At 42.7% G+C, this 17,361-nt stretch carries 17 protein-coding genes, 1 tRNA gene and 2 pseudogenes; 8 read left to right on the top strand and 12 right to left on the bottom strand.

Annotated elements, in window-relative coordinates; all coding sequences use genetic code 11:
• The first annotated feature begins 16 nt into the window (after positions 1-16).
• Both M1D59_RS11350 and M1D59_RS11355 read left to right on the top strand, forming a co-directional pair.
• On the top strand, positions 17-526 hold the full coding sequence (locus tag M1D59_RS11350) for a GNAT family N-acetyltransferase (protein ID WP_224146218.1): 510 nt from the start codon (positions 17-19) through the stop codon (positions 524-526).
• Between the two features lie 44 nt (positions 527-570).
• The gene (locus M1D59_RS11355; protein ID WP_020451768.1) at positions 571-1,536 is read left to right on the top strand and encodes a S66 family peptidase; all 966 of its coding nucleotides are present in this window, start codon (positions 571-573) and stop codon (positions 1,534-1,536) included.
• A 31-nt stretch (positions 1,537-1,567) separates the two neighbouring features.
• Here the strand turns inward: M1D59_RS11355 and M1D59_RS11360 are convergent, their stop codons facing one another.
• The 4 genes from M1D59_RS11360 to M1D59_RS11375 all read right to left on the bottom strand — a co-directional run bounded on the left by M1D59_RS11360 (position 1,568) and on the right by M1D59_RS11375 (position 6,850).
• Positions 1,568-3,157 carry a solute:sodium symporter family transporter gene (locus M1D59_RS11360; protein ID WP_144498577.1) on the bottom strand — a complete coding sequence of 530 codons (1,590 nt, stop codon included), beginning with the start codon at positions 3,155-3,157 and terminating at the stop codon, positions 1,568-1,570.
• Positions 3,158-3,317: 160 nt separating this feature from the next.
• Positions 3,318-4,127, bottom strand: a complete 810-nt coding sequence (locus tag M1D59_RS11365; protein ID WP_023855696.1) for a 3D domain-containing protein — start codon at positions 4,125-4,127, stop codon at positions 3,318-3,320.
• 236 nt (positions 4,128-4,363) lie between these two features.
• A complete protein-coding gene (gene recQ, locus M1D59_RS11370) occupies positions 4,364-6,145 on the bottom strand; it encodes a DNA helicase RecQ (RefSeq protein WP_035339381.1) in 1,782 nt (593 codons plus the stop codon).
• Between the two features lie 183 nt (positions 6,146-6,328).
• Complete coding sequence (locus M1D59_RS11375; protein WP_079289251.1) at positions 6,329-6,850, bottom strand: hypothetical protein; 522 nt, start codon at positions 6,848-6,850, stop codon at positions 6,329-6,331.
• Positions 6,851-6,949: 99 nt separating this feature from the next.
• Here M1D59_RS11375 and M1D59_RS11380 point away from each other — a divergent pair, with 99 nt between their 5' ends.
• The 3 genes from M1D59_RS11380 (at position 6,950) to M1D59_RS11390 (ending at position 7,682) form a co-directional block, all read left to right on the top strand.
• On the top strand, positions 6,950-7,084 hold the full coding sequence (locus tag M1D59_RS11380; RefSeq protein WP_257878874.1) for a hypothetical protein: 135 nt from the start codon (positions 6,950-6,952) through the stop codon (positions 7,082-7,084).
• A gap of 223 nt (positions 7,085-7,307) precedes the next feature.
• Positions 7,308-7,484: a YjfB family protein gene (locus M1D59_RS11385; RefSeq protein ID WP_003182594.1), complete on the top strand. Its 177-nt coding sequence runs from the start codon at positions 7,308-7,310 to the stop codon at positions 7,482-7,484.
• Between the two features lie 124 nt (positions 7,485-7,608).
• Positions 7,609-7,682, top strand: a tRNA-Arg gene (locus M1D59_RS11390).
• Between the two features lie 245 nt (positions 7,683-7,927).
• Here M1D59_RS11390 and M1D59_RS11395 read toward each other — a convergent pair.
• From M1D59_RS11395 to fdhF, 4 genes are all read right to left on the bottom strand, one after another.
• Positions 7,928-8,284 carry an MmcQ/YjbR family DNA-binding protein gene (locus M1D59_RS11395; protein ID WP_458117423.1) on the bottom strand — a complete coding sequence of 119 codons (357 nt, stop codon included), beginning with the start codon at positions 8,282-8,284 and terminating at the stop codon, positions 7,928-7,930.
• Positions 8,278-8,547: a pre-toxin TG domain-containing protein gene (locus M1D59_RS11400; protein WP_025811318.1), complete on the bottom strand. Its 270-nt coding sequence runs from the start codon at positions 8,545-8,547 to the stop codon at positions 8,278-8,280. Before M1D59_RS11400 ends, M1D59_RS11395 begins: the two co-directional genes overlap by 7 nt.
• 97 nt (positions 8,548-8,644) lie before the next feature.
• Complete coding sequence (locus tag M1D59_RS11405; protein ID WP_023855691.1) at positions 8,645-9,205, bottom strand: helical membrane plugin domain-containing protein; 561 nt, start codon at positions 9,203-9,205, stop codon at positions 8,645-8,647.
• Positions 9,198-12,155, bottom strand: a complete 2,958-nt coding sequence (fdhF, locus tag M1D59_RS11410) for a formate dehydrogenase subunit alpha (RefSeq protein ID WP_458117424.1) — start codon at positions 12,153-12,155, stop codon at positions 9,198-9,200. Before fdhF ends, M1D59_RS11405 begins: the two co-directional genes overlap by 8 nt.
• Before the next feature lie 160 nt (positions 12,156-12,315).
• On the opposite strand from fdhF, the pseudogene M1D59_RS11415 reads away from it, so the two are divergent.
• A pseudogene (locus M1D59_RS11415) lies at positions 12,316-12,408 on the top strand (YjgB family protein); the annotation flags it as partial.
• Positions 12,409-12,784: 376 nt separating this feature from the next.
• Here the strand turns inward: M1D59_RS11415 and M1D59_RS11420 are convergent.
• Complete coding sequence (locus M1D59_RS11420; RefSeq protein ID WP_025811315.1) at positions 12,785-13,441, bottom strand: SMI1/KNR4 family protein; 657 nt, start codon at positions 13,439-13,441, stop codon at positions 12,785-12,787.
• Positions 13,438-15,102, bottom strand: coding sequence for a T7SS effector LXG polymorphic toxin (locus M1D59_RS11425; RefSeq protein ID WP_105978785.1), 1,665 nt, complete (start codon positions 15,100-15,102; stop codon positions 13,438-13,440). Before M1D59_RS11425 ends, M1D59_RS11420 begins: the two co-directional genes overlap by 4 nt.
• A 233-nt stretch (positions 15,103-15,335) precedes the next feature.
• Between M1D59_RS11425 and M1D59_RS11430 the strand changes: the two genes are divergently transcribed.
• Positions 15,336-15,506, top strand: coding sequence for a response regulator aspartate phosphatase (locus M1D59_RS11430; RefSeq protein WP_231692455.1), 171 nt, complete (start codon positions 15,336-15,338; stop codon positions 15,504-15,506).
• Between the two features lie 752 nt (positions 15,507-16,258).
• Positions 16,259-16,816, top strand: a complete 558-nt coding sequence (locus M1D59_RS11435; protein ID WP_080131425.1) for a GNAT family N-acetyltransferase — start codon at positions 16,259-16,261, stop codon at positions 16,814-16,816.
• On the opposite strand, the pseudogene M1D59_RS11440 reads toward M1D59_RS11435, so the two are convergent.
• Positions 16,809-16,916 (bottom strand): annotated as a pseudogene (locus M1D59_RS11440) (XtrA/YqaO family protein); the annotation flags it as partial. The gene M1D59_RS11435 and the pseudogene M1D59_RS11440 sit on opposite strands and share 8 nt — an antisense overlap.
• A gap of 134 nt (positions 16,917-17,050) precedes the next feature.
• Positions 17,051-17,179, bottom strand: coding sequence for a hypothetical protein (locus M1D59_RS11445; protein ID WP_257007282.1), 129 nt, complete (start codon positions 17,177-17,179; stop codon positions 17,051-17,053).
• Between the last annotated feature and the right edge of the window lie 182 nt (positions 17,180-17,361).

Here is a 17,361-nt window from a genome sequence, read left to right on the forward strand (position 1 = left end):
GAAAGGAGCAAGTTTTATGATAACGGATGAAGAACTGCAAAAAGACAGCTCCGGCTTGCAGAAGGAATTGAACGAATTGCAATTTCAACTGTTTCGGATGCGTGAAAATATGAAGGATATCTCCAAAGATTCGCGAGTGCTCGGTATTGATCAATCGAAAGACGATGAATGGATGATTGTCCATTCGATTGATGATGGCCGGACATGCAAGATCATGTTAAGCGATTGCCAGTCGCCGTACCGCGGAAGATGTGATTTTTCTCTTGTCGCTTCCTACAAAGAAGAAAAACGCGCGATCCATATCGGGGATATTAAAGGGCCGGCAAGCTACGGTTATGGTTCCATCTGCATGAAGTATTTAAAAGAAAAAGCCCGCGAGCACAACATACCGGTCATCACGGGGGACATTGCTGAAAGGGATTGGGACCATGTGGACCGGCTGATCCATTTTTATGAAAAGCATCATTTTGAAGTAACGATCGACCCCGGTTCAAAATCCGGTGAAATTCAGTGGCAGGATCTTTAAAAGTATGGTGAAATAGATAGAAACAATGAAAGGTGTGCCCGTTCATGTTTCCAGAAAAACTACAGCCCGGTGACGAAATCAGGGTGATTGCCCCATCGAGAAGCCTGTCACTTCTCAACACCGATAAGATCGAAAAGGCGAGAACGGTTTTAAACAATCTCGGATTTCGAATCTCGTTTTCCGCACATGCTAATGAAATTGATGAATGTTCTTCCTCCAGCATTCAATCGAGAGTAAGCGATCTCCATGATGCCTTTTCCGATCAACGCGTCAAAGGAATACTCACTGTGCTCGGCGGGTATAACAGCAATCAGCTGTTATCACATTTGAATTATGAACTCATAAAAGCCAACCCAAAAGTGTTCTGCGGCTTTTCAGATATTACCGCTCTTTCAGCGGCGATCTATGCAAAAACCGGGCTTGTCACCTATTCGGGACCTCATTTTTCAAGCTTTTCAATGGGGTATGGACTAAACTATATGACAGATTACTTTTTGAAGTGTTGTTGCGCAAGCGGTGTCTACGATGTTGAACCATCATCGATGTGGTGTGAAGAAATCGAAACTGAAGAATGTCCCAAACAAAACAGCGGCCCTGTTGTGATCAACGAAGGCTCAGCAGACGGAAAGATCATAGGAGGGAATTTGTGCACATTGAACCTATTGCAAGGTACGGAATATTTCCCTGACATCAAGAACGCCGTATTGTTTCTTGAGGATGATTGGGAATCGCCGGCAGCGTTTTTTGACCGCGATCTGCAGTCCTTGCTTCATCTGCCCGATTTTTCCGGTGTCAAAGCCGTTCTCATTGGCCGTTTTCAGACAGCATCAGCCGTAACGCTTGAGCGCCTTAAACAAATTGTGCAAACAAAAAAAGAGCTTTCTCAAATACCCGTTATCGCAAATATAGATTTCGGCCATACAACCCCTTTCTTTACATTTCCGATTGGCGGACGGTGCCGGATCGACGCACAGAAAGAACATGTATCACTTTGTATCACAAAACATTAAGGCAGAGGATGAACACATCCTCTGCCTTTTTTTATTTGGCAAGACCCCAAGGCGAAAATAACAGATAAATGCAGGCCATCAGACAAATCACAAGAATAGAAGCAAGTTTGGCATGCTTCCATGGCCGCAAGTCAACCTTAGCATTTTTCTCAAGCTTGAATTCTGACGGCCTTGGCTTCAATTTTCCGATGAAAAGCATCAAAAGGACGGAAAACGGAAACAAAACGGCCAATATATAGAGAAAATGAATATGGCCAAAATAGATTTTTGAGATGGTATACAAAACAATGTGTGCGAATATCGCCCATTTCACGGCAAGCGCCGGCACTTTTTTCGTAAAGAATCCAACAACGACGGCAGCCAATACAGGGACATTGAAAAATCCGAACATTTCCTGCAAATAATTGTAAAGTCCGGACGGCGCAAACAGAATAAAAGGCGCGATGATAATCGACACCGCGGCAAGGATCACCACAAAGATCCTTCCCGTTTTCACAAGCTCTTCTTCTTTTGCCTCAGGCTTGAAGATCGGTTTGTACAAATCCAATGTAAACAACGTGATCGTGCTGTTCAGCGAACCGTTAAACGAGCTGAGAATCGCTCCGAATAAAATCGCGGCAAAGACACCGATAAGTGCAGTCGGCAGCAAATCAACGATCAGCTTAGGGTAAACGGTGTCAGCATTTTCAATATGACCTCCGTAAAGATGGTAAGCAATAACCCCGGGAAGAACGAGATAAAACACACCGATCGTCTTAAATACACCGGCCAGCAACGCGCCTTTCTGCCCTTCAGCCAAGTTTTTCGCCCCGAGCGCCCGCTGAACGATCGACTGATTAACAGCCCAATAAAATAAGTTGTTCACAAGCAGTCCCGTAAAAATCGTCGGCCACGGGACTTCTGCAGCGTTGTCGGCTGTAATGGCATTCAGCTTTTCCTTATGTACACTCGTCAGCTCAGTATAGCCGTTTAAGAGACTGCCGTCGCCGATTGCCATGATTCCAAGCACAAAAATAAACAGACCGCCAAGAATTAAACCGGCGCCATAAATGGCATCAGCCGATGCCGCAGCTTTTAGTCCCCCAAAAAATATGTAGCAGCAGCTTGCGGCCCCGATCACAAGCGAGATGAAAAAAACAGTCGCAAACTTGCTGATTCCAAGCGCAGAGGAAATATTAAACACTTGATCGAGAACGAGCGCCCCGGAGTACAATACGGTTGGCAGAAACGAGGTCGCATATCCCAGAAGCAGGAGAATCGAGACGATTTGCCGCGTTCTTTGATCATAGCGTTTTTCAAGAAAGTCAGGTATCGTCGTAACCCCAGAACTGAGATACCTCGGTAAAAAAACGAATGCCAGCATAATGAGCGCAAGCGGTGCTGTAACCTCCCAAGCCATCGCACTCATCGTTCCCGAATAGCTTTGACCGTTTAACCCTACCATTTGTTCTGTTGACAAATTGGTTAAAAGCAGCGAACTTCCAATATAGAGAGCAGTGAGACTGCGCCCACCGAGAAAATAACCGTCTGACGTCTTCAAATTAATATCTTTTGTCCTCAGATAAGAAAAAATAAAAATCCCTGCATTAATCAATAAAAATGTCATGATAATCCACAGCAATACTCTTACATCTCCTTTTCTAAATCAGCTGATATGTACATATCTATTGAACTACCCATTTGCCAATCTAAAAAAACATCTAAATCGAAAAAAAGATGCAGAAAACAGAAAAAAGACACTGATCATCTCCATGGTCAGTGTCCATCAATGGTAAAACTTCTTATTTTAAAACTTTTACTTTAACCGTTTTAACGCCCCAGTTTTTTGCCGCGGATTTGCTTGGAACAAATACGTCGATTTTGTTCCCTTTGATCGCACCGCCGGTGTCGGCAGCAGTCGCTTCTCCGTAGCCTTCAACATACACCTTGGATCCAAGCGGGATCACGTTTGGATCCACCGCAATAATCTTGGCGTTTTTATTGGCATTCAGATCAAAACCCGTAGCTGTCACGCCTGTCATTCCGCCGTCATTGGCAGTGTATGCCGTTGCGGTAACCGTCAGTTCTTTTGCAGCGCTTTGAGAGCTTTGAGATTCGTTTGAACGGGAAGCCGTTTCTTTTTCCTGCTTAGGTGCAGGCGCAGCTTTCTCAACTTTCGCTTCTTTTTGTACGGCAGGCTTTGTTTCCGCAGGCTGCGCCGCAGCAGCTTGAACCGTCGCCTGTCCGTCAACAGTTATGGATGTATTCGGGTAAATGATATCTGATTTTATGTTGTTCCAATTTTTAAGGTCGTTCACGGAAACGCCGAATTGTTGAGCGATTTTCCAGAGAGTGTCTCCCTTTTTAATGGTATATTGTTTCTTTTCTTCTGTCTGTTTTTCAGAAACGTTCAGCTTTTGTCCTGGAATAATCAGGTCTGAGGAAAGCTGATTCCATTCTTTTAAGTCCTGCAGATTTACCCCTTGTTTTTGCGAGATTCCCCAAAGGGTGTCACCTTTTTGGACTGTTACTTCTTTTGCAGAGGCACTCGCTCCGAATGCAGTTGAAGATAGTGCTGCAACTGCAACAAAGGACATAAACGTCTTCTTCATAAGTAAATCCTCCCTTGTTAGCTTTTTATTGTCCGGCTAACAGGAGCAATCGTAACATATGAAAATGTCAAATCAATAACAAAACAATTTGTTTTTGATTACAGTTATTTTACGAGGAGGATTTTCAGCCGTCCAAAAATCGGCATAAATTCAGGTGTATCAAGGGTTCCAATCTTTTTTTATCTGCAATAGGAGATTTACTAAAAAAACTTTTTACATATGATGTTTTTGGGTTTTTATGCTTCTTTCTCAGTTTTATAGGCTTGAAGCTCCTGTAGAAATACAGCGCCGTATTTTACTCTTTTTTGTTCTCCCACTCCTTTGACTGACAAAAGTTCTTCGTCTGTCAGGGGAACTTTCCCGCTCATTTCCCGCAGCGTTTCATCAGAGAATATGACAAAAGGAGGCACGCCTTGTTCCTGGGCAAGTTTTCTGCGCAGCGCTCTTAACCGTTCAAACAATTCGTCATCTTTAACAATTTGACTTGTCTGCATTTTTTCTTTGCGCATCACCACTTCCCGGCCGAGCAAAACGTTTCGCCCCTTGTTGGCGACAAAGAGAACGGGATATGTTCCGTCGGACATCTGGATGTACTCATCTGCGATTAAAAACTCTATAAAATCGCTGATGTCGGCAATAGACCGGTTCTTTAAAATTCCGTAAGTCGATAATTGCTGGAAGCCGTTTTCGGTCACTTTCTTATTTTTCGAACCTGCCAGAACTTGCGCCACCATGGTTTTTCCGAACCTTTCTCCCATGCGGATGATGCAGGACAGTACCATCTGTGCTTCCTTCGTCACATCGGTGATGCTTCGGGTGTCGAGACAGCTGCTGCACCTGCCGCAGTCTTCAGTCGAAACTTCGCCAAAATAAGAAAGAATAAACCGCTCAAGACAGCCTTCAGTATGGCAAAAATCAACCATTTGCCTCAGCTTTTTCACGTCTTGTGCCCGAATGTCTTCATCTTCTGTCGACTGTTCGATTAAAAACCGCTGAAGCCGGATGTCCTGAGGAGAAAATAGCAGGATACACTCGCTGTCAAGACCGTCGCGTCCGGCTCGTCCTGCTTCTTGATAATAGCTCTCCATGTTCTTTGGAATTTGAGCATGAATCACATAGCGGATATTGGATTTATCGATGCCCATTCCGAATGCTGAGGTCGCTGTCATCACACTGATCTCGTCATTTAAAAAGAGATCCTGCTGCCGGTCCCTTTCTTCATCATTCATCCCGCCGTGATAGCACCCGGCCGCAATTCCTTTTTGAGACAGGCGGCTTGATATTCTTTCGGCTTCCTTTCTTGTCGCTGTATAAATAATTCCCGCCTCTGAGCGGTTTTTCTCCACATATGATTCGATAAAACGATCCTTGTTTTCGCCTTTTAAAATTTTAAACGTCAAATTATCCCGTGAAAAACCGGTGAAAACCGTGCTCTCTTTTTCGATCCCGAGCTGTGTGCAAATATCCTCATGAACCTCGGGCGTTGCGGTAGCCGTCAATGCCAATACGACCGGACGGGTGCCGAGGCTATTTAAAAAGCTTTCAATATGTCTGTAGCTCGGCCTGAAATCGTGGCCCCACTGTGAAATGCAGTGAGCTTCATCAATCGCTGTCAGCGGGATATGAATGCGGGAAAGCACGCGAATAAAATCGGGAGACGTCAGCCGCTCAGGTGTGACATAAAACAGCTTGTAGCCGCCTTCCTTTAAAACGGAAAGCCGCTCAGCGATTTCGCCATGGCCTAAAGAACTGTTCACGTACGCAGCTTGAATTCCAAGCTGATTTAACGCATCCACCTGGTCCTTCATCAAGGAAATTAAAGGAGAGATCACAATGGTTGTCCCCTCCATAAGGAGCGCGGGAATTTGGTAGCAGATTGATTTCCCTCCGCCCGTAGGCATAATGCATGCTGTATCCCGTTTTTCAGAAACGACCGATTGAATGGCTTTCTTCTGACCCGGACGCAGTGAAGGATAGCCATAATAGTGCTGCAATAAAGCTTCAGCTTTCTCTAGCATATAAATGAAACCCTCTCTTATCATAAACTTCTTCCTGTCCACCATGATATCATATTTAAACCGGCATCAGCCTCTCTCCGTAAAATCGTCTATTCGATAAAGAAAATTCATTTTTAGCTCAAATACAAAAAAACTCCGGCGCTGATGTAAAGCGTCAGAGTATCAAATGAATCGTTTCGCCTTTCATTTAATCGCAGTTTGTTGTTCAGCTAATAATTGCAAACGCTTCGCTTCCTCCAAGCAAAGTGTTTTGTATGCCAGGGCTCCGGTAATGCTCACTCTGTCCGATGCATCCCGACGCAGAGCGGAAAGCTCTGAAAGCACAGATGCCGCGTCGTCTTGTATCATTCCGCGGTCATGCAGCATTTGAATCAATTCATCGCCTTCAAGGCGGATCGCATTTTGATCAAATGTCGAGGCTGTTTCCCGCAGAACATTGTGAACATCAGACCAAGCGCTTTCGATCATGTTCTCCCCTGCCGGCGCTGACCGTACAGATGTCAGTCCCGATAACCTTTTTTCCCGTACGGAGACGAGCTTCTGAAGCCTTTTGTCAAACTCCAATTCAAAGTCCTTGTATTTCAGTTTGATCAATTCCTTCATCCGTTCAGACAAAGGTTCCTTTAACAGCAAAACGCACATCATCAAAGTAGCTGGCCATGCCAATGATTGAACCGTCGCTGAAACAAATTCAAGCCAATCCATAAAATCAGCCTCCGTTTCAAAAGGAAAGTTGTTTTGTGAAAGACCAGGTGGTAATGTAGAATCGAAAGGAAAATTTTGTGCAAAAGGGTGTGGTTTACCATGTGGATCATCATCATATTAATGATCATATTGATCGGATTTGCAGGAAACATTGTTGCCATGTTGCGAACGATTGTCAAGCAGAATGATAGAATCATCAGCCTCTTCGAGAATGAAATCAACAAAGGACATTAGACAAATGCTCAGGAAGTGAAGAATCGCGGAAGATACAAAACAGCTCTTCTTATTCGAAGACAAACAAGGAACCGGTCAGTGGCGGTGAGAGACGGCTTCTTTTTCATGGTGTTTAAGATGCCGCTGGGATCGGTTTACAACTATATTAAATTGAATATTCAGATTAGTAAATATGAGTAAAGTCCTCACCTCTCTAACCGATACACATGTTAAGGAGGTGGTTATGTTGGATATTGCTGTTTTATCAATGGCCATGAGTCAGGCCGCTCTTTATCAAAACGTGCAAATGTCGCTGACAAAGACGGCTTTGGACACCGCCGAACAAAGCGCACAGCAGCTCGTTGACATGGTTCAGGCGCCACATCCCGTTTCAGGACATCATATTGACCTGAAAGGTTAAGGCCAAAACATACATTCAGCAGGCTGCAAAGTCTGCCGGATGTATGTTTTCCCGAAGAAATTTTTAAAAAAACCGCTGCAACCTCTTTATTTTTTCTGATTTTTGCACTATAATATTGTTCTGTGTCCCAGTAGCTCAGGTGGATAGAGCAACAGCCTCCTAAGCTGTGTGTCGGGAGTTCGAATCTCTCCTGGGACGTTTTAAATGAGAAGAGGCAAACCCTTGGTACGTAAGGGTTTGCCTCTTTTGTTAATGGCCGTGTTGTTGTTGCTTTAAAATAAAGTTGATTAAAATCATCATGAGAACCCACATATTATAGAAAGAACCCGTTTTGAAAAAAAAGATTGATCAAAACGGATTCTTATCCAACGAATTTAAGTTTCGGTTTTATAAAAAAGTTTGAACATTTTCTGGTTCCTTTTGCGAAACGATCATTTCATGATTTACTTGGTTAAATTAAAGCTTTGCTCAATTAAGTTATAAACTTCTTCTTCTGAATCTATACGTTCTAAAATAAGTGATATCCAATTTTCCTTATCCATATGATATCCAGGTAAAATACTCTTTCCATTTCTTAAACTGCCGCTTATTTCGGGAGGGCATTTTAAATTCAGAATATCTATTTCGTCATTTCCATCTAAGCCTAACTTTTCTGGAAGAACATTCATTACAAGACCATACCATTTTTCGTTAGATTCATGTCTTAAAGCGGCATAGTTTGGAAATTTTTGAAATGGGTAATCTGGCGATGTACCGAATTTTTCTTTGACATGCTTAAAGATATCTTCTCTTGTTAACATACTGAATCATTCCTCCAACAACTTAAATAGATTTTCGGCATTTGCCGATCCAGATGGAACAATGGTGAATTTTTTGAAGTCATGATGTGAAGGAGACATGTTTCTCCTGTAACGGGATTAACACCCTCAGTGGCTTTCTTGTAATCATAATATCCGGTGATGTTTCCTGCAAATGTGCTGCCTGCATCCAACACTTTTTCATACCACTCCCGCTCGCAAGATCTTCCTGTTTTTTGAGTGAGCTCTTTTTGCTTCGATTTCATATTGATTAGCCGGCTGCCTCGTATTTGATCATTTATAACTAGTTCATGAGATCTTTTCACCAAAAACCCGAGCTGGCAACAGCCGGCTCGGGCGGGGTCAATCCCTCTTATTCATTCCTCTTTTCTCTCGGGGTTCCTGATGATGTTTTTGGTGCTCCGGAGGCTGAGTCGTGCGTTCCAGCTCCTCTGTATCTTGTCCCATTCCTTTTAAAAAGGAGAATAGCAGTGTAACTGCTTTGTTGATTTCCGGGTCTTTGAGTGAGCGGATGACATCAAAATAACCTGTTTTCTCTTCGCTGTCCTTTTGTTCCACCGCGTTTGCCACCCCCGCATTCACTTTCAAAATGAGAGGTTCCAGCTGTTTCACGTCTAACATGCCGAGCGTCCCAAACAGAAGAAGCAGATTTTTAAGCGTGTTGGCCGTTTCCTCTGTATCTGCCTTTTTCACTAAGATGTCCAGAACTTTATCTCCTTGGCCAAAAAGGCCGCGGAGCATTGGCAAAACACCGCGCTCGTTCATGTGCCCAATCATATGCAGCGTTTCAAGAATGGCTTCCTTATTTTCGACTAATGCATCTTCTATTTCTTTCATATCACGCTTTCTCTGATCCTCTTCGGTTATCTCGATTTTCTGAATTCGTTTAATCGCTTTAGCCATTATGCCCAATCCCCCTTTTCACAGCGTCGCCAGGGAAAATATAATCCTTCCGCGCCCATTTCTTTTGTACCTGCACACCGATTTGCGGCTGCGGATTGCCGTTGCGGTGATTGATCTTAGGCAGCGGATTGGTTCCATCGCGCTTCAAAATTTCCAATTTGGCCGATGTTTCTTTGTATGCAGGCGTATCGGTATCCTTATCAGCATGGCTGCCTGTTAACAGGTTGATCGCTGCTTCCCCTGAATCGTTCATTGGCAGATACACTTCCTTCCCTTTGACACGATCAGTGATCAAGCACTTCACTTTGACATTTCCGAAAGGCGATGTGAGTCTGACAAGGGTTCCGTCCTGAATTCCCCGCTCTGACGCCAGTTCAGGAGAAATTTCTAAGAACACTTCCGGCGTTTTTTTCGAAATCCCTTTTGATTTGTAGGTCAGGTTCCCTTCGTGGAAATGCTCTAAGAGCCGCCCATTGTTGACGTGGATGTCATATTCCTCACCGAACTCTTCAGGCTCTGCCCACTGAACAGGGTAGAGTTTGGCCTTGCCGTCCGGGAAAGGGAAGCGCTCTGTAAAGAGTAAAGGCGAATCCTTTCCATCAGCGCTTACAGGCCATTGCAGGGAATTGTAGCCTTCAAGGCGTTCATAGGTGACGCCGGCATAAATCGGCGACAGCATGGCTGCTTCCTCCATAATCTCTCCAGGGTGCTCATAGTGCCAGCCGGCGCCAAGCTTATTGGCTACCTCCATAATAATCTGCCAATCAGGCTTTGATTCGCCCAGCGGTTCAAACACCTGATACAGCCGCTGAATACGGCGTTCTGTGTTTGTAAAGGTTCCTTCTTTTTCAAGGCTCGGGCTCGCAGGAAGAACAACATCAGCAAACTCGGCTGTTCGTGAAAAGAAAATGTCCTGCACTACAAAGAAATCAAGCTTTTCATATGCGGCGTGTACATGATTGATATTGGAATCGACCAGACCCATTTCTTCACCTTTTACATACATCGCATTCAGCTGGCCGGAATGGATTTTTTCGATCATTTCGTGGTTGGTCATGCCCGGCTCCTTCGGCAGCGGCACACCCCACGCCCGCTCGTATTTTTGGCGGACTTGTTCGTCCGTCACTTTTTCATACCCCGGCATTCTGTCAGGCATGCTGCCGAAATCACTTGCCCCCTGCACGTTGTTATGGCCGCGCAATGGGTAAGAGCCTGCTCCCGGTTTACCGTAGTTTCCTGTCACAAGCAGCAGATTAGAAATTGCCGTGCTCGTGTCGCTTCCGCCAATATGCTGTGTCACGCCCATTGCCCACAATGCGCACACACTGTCAGCCTGACCAATCATCTCCGCCATTTGGATGAGGGTTTCTTGATCAATTCCGGTTTTCTCCTCGGCATATTCAAGGGTATACGGCGTTAGGCTTTTCACATATTCGTCCCGTCCGTTCACTCTTTCCTGCAAAAAGCGTTCATCTGCCTTGCCGTTTTCAATTAAATATTTGGCGATGGCATTCAGCCAGACGATATCTGATCCGGCACGCGGCTGGACAAATAAATCAGAGCGCTCTGCCATTTCGTGTTTTCTGATATCCGCTACGATCACTTTCTGTCCCCTCAGCTTATGAGCCCGTTTAATGCGAGTGGACAAGACCGGATGCGATTCAGACGTGTTCGAACCGATAATCAACACAAGGTCCGCTTCCGCGATATCTGTAATCGACCCTGAGTCACCGCCATAGCCGACTGTCCGGAACAGGCCGGCAGTCGCAGGAGATTGGCAATAGCGCGAACAGTTGTCGACATTATTTGTGCCGATGATCCCTCTGGCCAGCTTTTGCATGAGGTAGGATTCTTCGTTTGTACATTTAGAAGATGTAATAAAGGCAAGCGAATCCGGGCCAAACTCCTCTTTTAAATCCGTGAACTTGCTGGCGATCAGCGATAACGCCTCTTCCCATTCAGCTTCGCGGAAATGGTCGCCTTCTCGGATCAGCGGCTTTGTCAGGCGTTCCTCGCTGTTGACGAAATCCCAGCCGAACTTTCCTTTTACACAAGTAGAAATGCCGTTGGCCGGCGCTTCCTCCTGCGGCTCGACTTTCAGAATGTCTCTGCCCTTTGTCCAGACATCAAAGCTGCAGCCGACGCCGCAGTATGTGCAGACGGTTTTCGTTTTTTTGATTCGTTCATCACGCATGGCAGATTCCATATCGGAAATGGCGAGAATCGAGCCGTACCCTGTTTCTACGCCTTTTGTGATCTCGATCATCGGACGCAGCGTTTCGTCATCGATTCCTGTTAAATATCCGGCTTCCCCCTCCATTCCTTTTTCCATCATCGCATTACATGGACAGACGGTAGAACAGTGTCCGCATGATACACAAGATGACTCATTGATCGGCACATCATTATCCCAAATGACGCGCGGGCGTTTCCGCTCCCAGTCTATGGTCAGTGTTTCAGTTACCTGAACATCCTGACACGCTTCGACACAGCGTCCGCACAAAATACATTGATCCGGATCGTACCGGTAAAACGGATTTGATTCATCCTTATGGTAAGGCTTCTGATCAAACGGGATGCTTTGGTGATTGACTTTCATTTCTTTCACCGTATTATGTATTTCACATCCCCCATTGTTGTAATCGCAAACTGTACAATAAAGCTCATGATTATATAAAATCTTGTCCATCCCGATAACCTGCGCTTTTTTCACATCAGACGAAAGCGTATCAATGACGTCGCCATCCTTTAATTCAGCGGAGCACGACCTCTTCAGCTCGCCATTGATGCTGACGATGCACGTATCGCATGTTTCAATCGGCCCTAAGCTAGGATGATAGCAAACTAGCGGCACTTCAATCGAGCTGTTATTCAAAAGCTGCAGCACCGTCTGTTCCTCGGACGCTTCCATTTCAACGCCGTTTATTGTGATTTTTTTCTTGTCAGCCATCTCCATTCCCCTTTCTTGCTTGTGTATATACCGAATTACCCATTTCTCTTCCCTTGCAAGGGATCAATAAAACATACAAAGCGCACTCACATGTTTTATTGCATCCTCACCGGGAAACGAGAGGGTAGATGAAAAAGAGGGATCAGCATGAAAAAAAACAATGTCTGTTCTAACCGTGGCAGCAGCACTGACAGGCTCTCTTTCCGGCTTTGGGGCGGCGTCCTTTTCAACACCGACAAACACCGTAACTGAAGGCGCGCAATCCTGCATAGACTCCAGCCGCTCCTCCTGTGAAGCTGACGACCTTCATCATCATTCGATACATCCGAGTACACACTTGATAAGGGAAAGGTGCGTCTCCCATTCTGGCCAATAAAAAAGCGGCCACCAATCAGCTGCACAACATCCGTGTGCAAAAGATCAGTGTCCGCAGGCTCTCCTTCTTGGACTCAGGTATACGTTCGTTTTTCTTGTCTCTATCGTATGACAAAGTGGAATAGAAAAAGTCCCCCATTTTATCCCCCTTTTTGTCGGATTTTTATCGGATTAGAACATAAAAAAACCTTGAAAGGCAATAGCCAATCAAGGTTTTGGTGATTTCAGCAGTATTTCTCTTTAATTTTCCAATATTAATTATCTTTGACAATCGGCTCTAAACTCAGCACCGTACCAATGGGTCCTAATTTTTCAATTAGTTTCTTTGCCTTTCCATATGGGAATCTCTCCATTAATAAATAAGGGGGATTTTTTGAACCCTTTAGTAGGTCCGCTGTTGAAATCTCAATACCTAATATATTCTTTATTTTTATTAAATCTTTCAATCCTCCATCAAGAGGCTTTGCTAACACTATATTGCATGTATCAGGTGGCTCACTTATTGTTTTCTGTTCCGATTCCCTTATAATACAACCACTATTCACCCATTCAATAAAATCTGAAGTGATTACAGTAGCATGGCTTGGATCCATGTCTCCAGAGTCAACAATCAATACTTCTGTTTCCTTTTCATTTTGAAGCATTAAGAAAACATTACCTCCGCCATCATCTCCAATAGCAACATATCCTCTTGCATATTCATCTACTTCCCATGTCTCGTTTCTTTCCACAATATCTTCTGTACCATAAATAGCCACCTCACCACCAATTGAAAAACCATTTGTATTTCTTAATAAATCCTTATATACATTTGGTAATTTAGCTTGTAGAATATCTTCTGACTCTTGAATTTCACTTTCACTTGCTGGAGTATTTTTTATCAAATCTGAAACCATTGATAAATCAATCACTTTACAAAACCTCCCAAACCATCGAAATATTTATATGCATCCTTCATTGCTTTTCGGGTAGCTTTTTGATCAACACCTGCTTCAATCATTTCCCTATAACTCACATTAAATTCATAACGTATGTCAGTATTAAATCCCTCGATTTTTCTTCGCTTTCTTTGCATAGAAGAGATTTTTGCGTGTGAATGCCCCGAGCTTGACGGGAGAAGTATTGCGGATGCTTTCTTTTCGTTATAATCAAATCCACCTTCTTTAGCCCATCTTTTCGCCCACTCATTTTGTATTGGGTGGTGAGACTGTACTCGATTATCAGAAGCAATATTTTTGTTCCCTGGTGCACGATTAACCCCTGGGCTTAAATAGCCATGTTCATCAACATCTTCCTTGAGATATCCCCCTGGCCTTTTAGCAGTACTGGTCGAAACCCTTTTCGCCGTCTTCGCACCTTTATTCGCTTTGAAAACATATTTTCCTACCTTGACTACTTTAGTAGCGGGTATGACAGAAACACCGGACAGGATACGGTCAGTGACGGATAGTTTTTCACCAGTCACAGGGTCAACACCTGTTATCGCTCTATAACCATCATAACCACCGGACAATTCTCCAACTGTGTCTTTAGCCCAATCAAGAGCTTTTTCAATGTCGCTTTTCTTCACTCTGCTTTCCGGTATACGACTGACAAGTTCGTATTTCACTTCACCGCCGGATATGTATTTTCGGACAATTTGACCGTTTGAATAAAGCATGTACGAACCGCCGACGAAGTCCTTGCCTGTACCGATTTCATCGGTGACATCGACAGAACCGAGCTTTTTGTATCCCTTCATATTATATACTTTGCCTTTGATGATGCGAATACCTGTATCAATCTTTTTAAAATGATCTGCTTTGGTAAGTGAATCGACTTCAGATTCTTCTTGATCGGACAATTTTTTTAGCATGATTTCCATCGGCGAAGGCTCAGCATTTTCTAACTCTCCCTTTAAACCGCCGACCGGACCGTTAATGTTTGTATTCTCATCCGGTTTTAAAATTGAGCCTTTTTTATAGCTTGTAATCTCGATTTTGGGGCCTGTGTACATTTTCTCAAGCTCTGTGATGTATTTTTGCATCGTTTCAAGGTCTTGTTCAGCAGTTTTAAGAGCGCTTGTCTGTTCGCGGTCAAAAGTGTGCAGCTTTTCAATTGTCTGATTGATTTCCTTTAATGCTTTCCTGTTCTGTTCGTGAAAATCGCTGTCATTCAAATCAGGCAAATCGACGATGTGGCTGACTTTTGCGATCGAGGCATTTGTTTTAGATACCAAACGCTTCGTTGTGCGGTCGGCCGCATTCACCCCTTGTTCCAGCTCGTGTTCGAGAAAGGACTGTGAAATAAATCCGTTGTGGTTTGGTTCTAGGGAATTCAGCGCGCTTTTCAATTTCTTCAGCGTGGAACGATATTCCACTATGAAAGTATCATAGAACCGCAAAAAAGGAGTGTGGCACTCCTCGTAAAAGGCGCGGATCGCGTCTCCGCCTTTTCCTTTTAAAGCATCATCAAGTGATGTAATACCCTCTACGGCTTTTTTGACTTTGGCGAATTCATCAGATTGATGTTTTAATTGTTCCAGCGTTTGATCAATGGCTTTGTGCAACGCCTGAACATCAAGAGTCTTCATAGCATTCTCCTCTAATACTAAAGTGACATACCACGAAATATTTTACCACTTTATAGAAAAGAATTGGTGAATAAATCCTGTCAATCCATGAAAATGAATCTTATTGAGTAGGTCTTATACCCTGACACGTTCGGCATAACCTTTTTCAGATTCCAAAAAAGGAAAATCATTGTAAAAAAAGGTTTAATTTTTCGAATATTTAAAATCAACTATATGAAAGGATGCTGGGGGCATTGGAAGCTAAAGTTGCGTTTGATAAAGTCGGTAAAATGCTTAATGATTGGTATTGCTTTATTCAAAATGCTACTAAACTGCGGGAAGAAATTAAAAATATACTGCCTAATATGAAAAAAAACCAAAATGTGCTGTTATATTTTAACCTTATAGATTCCGTTTTAAACTGATGACCGAGAATTACAAAGAATCTGGAGATCTGTTAAACGATATCAAATCAATAGCTTTAGAATCCTGTACTGATGATATGATTCAGTACTATTTCTTTTCCGGGTTGTATGAGTTTTATAAGAAAAGATTCACCCAAACTATTAATTTTTATAGAATTGCTGAAAGTCATCTACATAAAATCCCTGATGAAATCGAAAGGGCAGAGTTTAATTATCAAGTTGCCATTGCATACTATGAAATTCGGCAAAATTATTTTTCCTTAAATCATGCTGAAAGAGCATTAGAGAGTTTTAAAGCAAACGGTATGTATTCCAATAGAGCAGCAACGTGTCAAATGGTTATTGCATGTAACAAAATCGCAAAGTTTTCCTCTCCCCCCATTATATCAACTTTTAGACCTTCTGAACTAAAATGTAGTTTCAATTCTTTTAGTCTCAAAATATTACCTCCAAAATTTAATTAATATAATAAATAATCATCTTTAATGAACAATGACATCATACGATTGGAATATGCAGCTCTGTTTTCGTGTCAAAGTGAACCACAAAGCCATTGAAACCAAAGAATTTTTTCTGTAATCCTCAAAGCAGTAGCCCCATCTTTAAATCCCATTTGGGGGCATGGTTCGCCCACAATAAGGTATTTGAATTAACGATGATTGTCTTTATATAATTCTTTTAATCCTTTCCAATAAATTTTAAAATGGTATAATTTGATTGATTCATTTTTTTATGGAAGGGTATGAGACTTAATGAAATCAGCTTATTGGCTCGGTAATACAATTAAGTTAAGAGCACCTTTAAAAGAAGACATACATATATTTGATACTTTGGATCGTGACATATTAAAGAATCTGAATTCAATTTCTTTTCCTCGAACCAGAATACAAATTCAAGAATGGATTGATACTATTTCAAAAACTCCCCTAAATGAAAGTGACGATTTTTATTTTATTGCTGAAGATGAAAATGAAAATGTAATCGGCACGATTGAAACATTTGATTGTGATATTAAAAATGGTACATTTTCTTATGCCTTATCTGTTTTCCCTAGCTATAGAGGGAAAGGGTTTAGTAAAGATATGATTTTAACTGTGTTGAGATACTATTTCTTTGAACTTAGATATCAAAAGGCAACCATTTGTGTTTACTCGTTTAACAATGAATCTATAACTCTTCACAAAAATCTTAATTTTGTTGAAGAAGGTAGGTTACGAAATATGATTTATACAAATGGTTCATATTTTGATGAAATCTATTTTGGTATGACAAAAGAAGAATTTAAATCCTTTTATAAATTTCCTACTTAATCTTGTAACCCATTCTGTAATCAACACGAGGAAATTCACCCTTCACCGTTTCAATGATCGTTTTTCCATGTTCCGGTGCCTTAGCTTCGTAAGCTGTTCCGTACCACCGCTTTTTTCTCTTGCCCATTACGCGATGACTTGGACTTCTTTTGTTTGATTTCTTCACTCAAAGCAGTTGCGACATAATATTTGATTGAGTCCATCGCTTTGATCTTTCATGTATCACCATCAGCCTCAAAAAGTGCACAGATTGGACCATTCTTCATTCTGAATATAAATTCTGACTCTGGCTTGCTCAACTTGGGCGAACGTTCTATATGATGGAGCCAAGACGACTGGATTTGGCACTTGTACGTTTGCCACTGAAGCAACTCCTGTTTTTGCAACAACTTGTTGAAACACACTATCATCCCCAACGGAATTGACCTCTTCCTCTTTGATATTTCCAACGACCTTTAACATGAGTCTCAGCCCGCATTCACAAATACCGATTGCAATTTGATGTTGAATTCTTCAGTAGCGTAAAATTGATCAAATCTGAACGA

The sequence above is a fragment of the Bacillus sp. PK6-026 genome (assembly GCF_054161455.1).

Coding starts and splice junctions, on each gene's coding strand:
- M1D59_RS11350 (WP_224146218.1), top strand. CDS start 17: ATGATAACGGATGAAGAACTGCAAAAAGACAGCTCCGGCTTGCAGAAG.
- M1D59_RS11355 (WP_020451768.1), top strand. CDS start 571: ATGTTTCCAGAAAAACTACAGCCCGGTGACGAAATCAGGGTGATTGCC.
- M1D59_RS11365 (WP_023855696.1), bottom strand. CDS start 4,127: ATGAAGAAGACGTTTATGTCCTTTGTTGCAGTTGCAGCACTATCTTCA.
- recQ (WP_035339381.1), bottom strand. CDS start 6,145: ATGCTAGAGAAAGCTGAAGCTTTATTGCAGCACTATTATGGCTATCCT.
- M1D59_RS11375 (WP_079289251.1), bottom strand. CDS start 6,850: ATGGATTGGCTTGAATTTGTTTCAGCGACGGTTCAATCATTGGCATGG.
- M1D59_RS11380 (WP_257878874.1), top strand. CDS start 6,950: ATGTGGATCATCATCATATTAATGATCATATTGATCGGATTTGCAGGA.
- M1D59_RS11385 (WP_003182594.1), top strand. CDS start 7,308: ATGTTGGATATTGCTGTTTTATCAATGGCCATGAGTCAGGCCGCTCTT.
- M1D59_RS11395 (WP_458117423.1), bottom strand. CDS start 8,284: ATGTTAACAAGAGAAGATATCTTTAAGCATGTCAAAGAAAAATTCGGT.
- M1D59_RS11400 (WP_025811318.1), bottom strand. CDS start 8,547: ATGAAATCGAAGCAAAAAGAGCTCACTCAAAAAACAGGAAGATCTTGC.
- M1D59_RS11405 (WP_023855691.1), bottom strand. CDS start 9,205: ATGGCTAAAGCGATTAAACGAATTCAGAAAATCGAGATAACCGAAGAG.
- fdhF (WP_458117424.1), bottom strand. CDS start 12,155: ATGGCTGACAAGAAAAAAATCACAATAAACGGCGTTGAAATGGAAGCG.
- M1D59_RS11425 (WP_105978785.1), bottom strand. CDS start 15,102: ATGAAGACTCTTGATGTTCAGGCGTTGCACAAAGCCATTGATCAAACG.
- M1D59_RS11435 (WP_080131425.1), top strand. CDS start 16,259: ATGAAATCAGCTTATTGGCTCGGTAATACAATTAAGTTAAGAGCACCT.